Consider the following 2,622-nt stretch of genomic DNA (forward strand, 5'->3'; position numbering starts at 1 on the left):
AGTTAAGCGTCGTTTCCTCGTACGGGGGCCCGTAGGCTCGCGCCAAACGGCTGATATTCGTTTGATATCAGCCGGTTCGCGCCAGCGTCCGGGCCTCTCGATTGGTCTTAAATTTGCGGTATCGGCATCAGCGACCGATTCAGCGCAGTCCAGGCGGAGCCTCGGAACAAGTCGGTGACCCGGCCTCACACGGTGACTTCGACGCTCAATGAATCTTGATCGGCGTAGCGGCGGCGGATCGGTTCGATCTCTTGTTCGATGAACTCGTCGACTTGTTCGGGGGCGCGTCCGACGAAATCGAGCGGGTTGATTTCGGTGTCGAACGAGACGGCGGAGAAGGCGTCGTCGTTCTTGAGCCGTTCGATCATGTCATTCGGTTTGCCTTCGGCGTTGACCAATCGAGCGACTTCGCGGCTGTGGACGCGAATCCGTTCGTGCAGCTCTTGGCGATCTCCGCCTGCTTCGACGGCGCGCATCATGATGTTTTCCGTTTCCATGTACGGCAATTCCTTCGCCAGATTGTGCTCGATGGTCTTGGGGTAGACGACGAATCCGCTGGCGATGTTTTGCATCAGCACCAAGGAGGCGTCGATCGCCAGGAAGGCTTGGGGGATCACCAGCCGGCGGTTGGCGCTGTCGTCCAGTGTGCGTTCCATCCACTGCGTGGCGGCCGTCATCGCCGGGCTGCTTTGCAAGCTCATCACAAACCGTGTCAGCGCACAAATCCGCTCGCTCCGCATCGGGTTGCGTTTGTAGGGCATCGCCGACGAACCGATCTGTTGTTTTTCGATCGGTTCTTCGATTTCTTTGCGGTTGGCCAACAGCCGGATGTCGGTCGCGGTCTTGTGCAGGCTTTGGGCGATCCCGCTGAGTGCGTCCAGCAATTGCGCGTCGACTTTCCGCGGATAGGTTTGCCCGGTCACGGCGTAGGTTCGTTCGAATCCGATTTTCTCTGCAATGCGGCGTTCCAGCTGGCGGACCTTGTCGTGATCGCCCCCGAACAATTGCAGGAAACTGGCTTGGGTCCCGGTGGTTCCCTTGGCGCTGCGGGCGCAGAGCGTGTCGAGTCGGTGTTCGATTTCGTGCAGGTCCAGGACCAGGTCATAGGTCCACAGGCAGCACCGTTTGCCGACGGTCGTCGGTTGGGCGGGTTGCAGGTGGGTGAAGCCGAGGCAGGGCAGGGCACGGTGCTGGGCGGCGAAGGTGGCCATCGTGTCGATGGTGGCGGCCAGCCGTCGGGCGACCAATCGCAGCGCGTCGCGGATCAAAATGACGTCAGCGTTGTCGGTGATGAAACAACTGGTGGCGCCCAGGTGAATGATTTTCTTGGCGTCGGGGCATTGGTCCCCGTAGGCCTCGACATGGGCCATCACGTCGTGGCGTCGAATCCGCTCGTATTCTTGGGCCACGTCCAGATTTAGATTGGACTCAAACGCGCGGAGTTGGTCCAATTGCGTGTCAGAAATTTCGATTCCGAGCTCTTTTTCGCTTTCTGCCAGGGCAATCCAGAGGCGTCGCCAGGTCTGGAAACGTCGATTGGGGCCCCAAAGCGTCGCCATTTCTCGAGACGAATAGCGTTCGATCAGGGGGTTTTGGTACGTTGATTCGGCGGGATTGGACGAGGATAAAGTCATTTCGATGGTATTGGGACGTCGGAATCGAAGGCGTTTCGTGGTTCAATCGAGTGCGATAACATACTGGGCTTGCGATGTCTGACAATTCGTCGATCGATGAACGCCACTCGTTGCGAGTAGGTCTCGCTCCCCCTCGAGATTCACAAGCCGCTGAGTCCAATATGCATTTGAGCCTTATTGAGCGATTCTCCGCCCCGGCGTTTTTTCGAATCAGTGGATTTTTTCACAACATAGTGGCAGCTCAACGTCAGCGTTTGCCGAAAGATAATTTTATGAGAGTTGGTCTTCCTTTGATCCGATCGTCGGCGGCTGTCCTGTGTGGCGTCGCCCTGTTGTCCCTGGCCCCATTGGCTTGTGCTGCGGAACCGGTGCAGCTTGAGCAGGAGGCCGAATCGCCCCAGGTCGAAGTCCAACCGGGGCAGGACCAGGGGCAGCCAAAAGCGGACGAATATGTGTCCGCGGTTGATCTGTTGCCCGAATCCACTGCGGGGGTCATCCGGATTCCCGAGTTGCCGGCGTTTTGCGACGCCTGGGAACGAACGCAAATCGGGCTGCTGTTTGCCTCCGAGGAAATGCAGCCGTTTCTCGATGACCAGCGGGAACGCGCGCGGTCGTACTTTGATTCGCTCAACCGCAAGATCGGATTGAAACCCGATGATCTGTACGAGATTGCGTCGGGAGAAGTCACCCTGGCGTGGTTGTCGTTCACCGATGACAAACGCCGTCCGTATGCACTGTGCGTCATCGCGGACATTCGCGACCGGAAAGTGGAAGCCGACCAGGCAGCGGAAAAGATCGACGCCGACTTGAAAGCCGGTGGCGCGGTTCGCACCGACGTCAAATACGGCGACGAAACGATTCGGGTCTACCGCACCAAGCCGAAACCCGGGCAACTGAAAATCGTCGAGATCGCGCTGACGTGGAATGACGAACGCTTTATCGCGGCCGATCGCGAGAGCGTGGTTCAAGGTGTGTTGGACGTCGCCGC

Annotated in this window: 1 protein-coding gene and 1 pseudogene; one reads left to right on the forward strand and one right to left on the reverse strand. The window is 58.6% G+C overall.

The window, feature by feature from the left end:
* Positions 1-185 precede the first annotated feature (185 nt).
* The gene (gene purB, locus ABX749_RS28965; protein ID WP_145219925.1) at positions 186-1,634 is read right to left on the reverse strand and encodes an adenylosuccinate lyase; all 1,449 of its coding nucleotides are present in this window, start codon (positions 1,632-1,634) and stop codon (positions 186-188) included.
* Between the two features lie 272 nt (positions 1,635-1,906).
* On the opposite strand from purB, the pseudogene ABX749_RS28970 reads away from it, so the two are divergent.
* Positions 1,907-2,622: pseudogene (locus ABX749_RS28970) on the forward strand (membrane or secreted protein); the annotation flags it as partial.

Source organism: Stieleria sp., assembly GCF_041595215.1.
GTDB classification, from domain to species: Bacteria; Planctomycetota; Planctomycetia; order Pirellulales; family Pirellulaceae; genus Stieleria; species Stieleria magnilauensis.

What these genes read in the sequence shown, in the direction of transcription:
- purB (WP_145219925.1), bottom strand. Translation starts at nt 1,634, where the DNA reads ATGACTTTATCCTCGTCCAATCCCGCCGAATCAACGTACCAAAACCCC.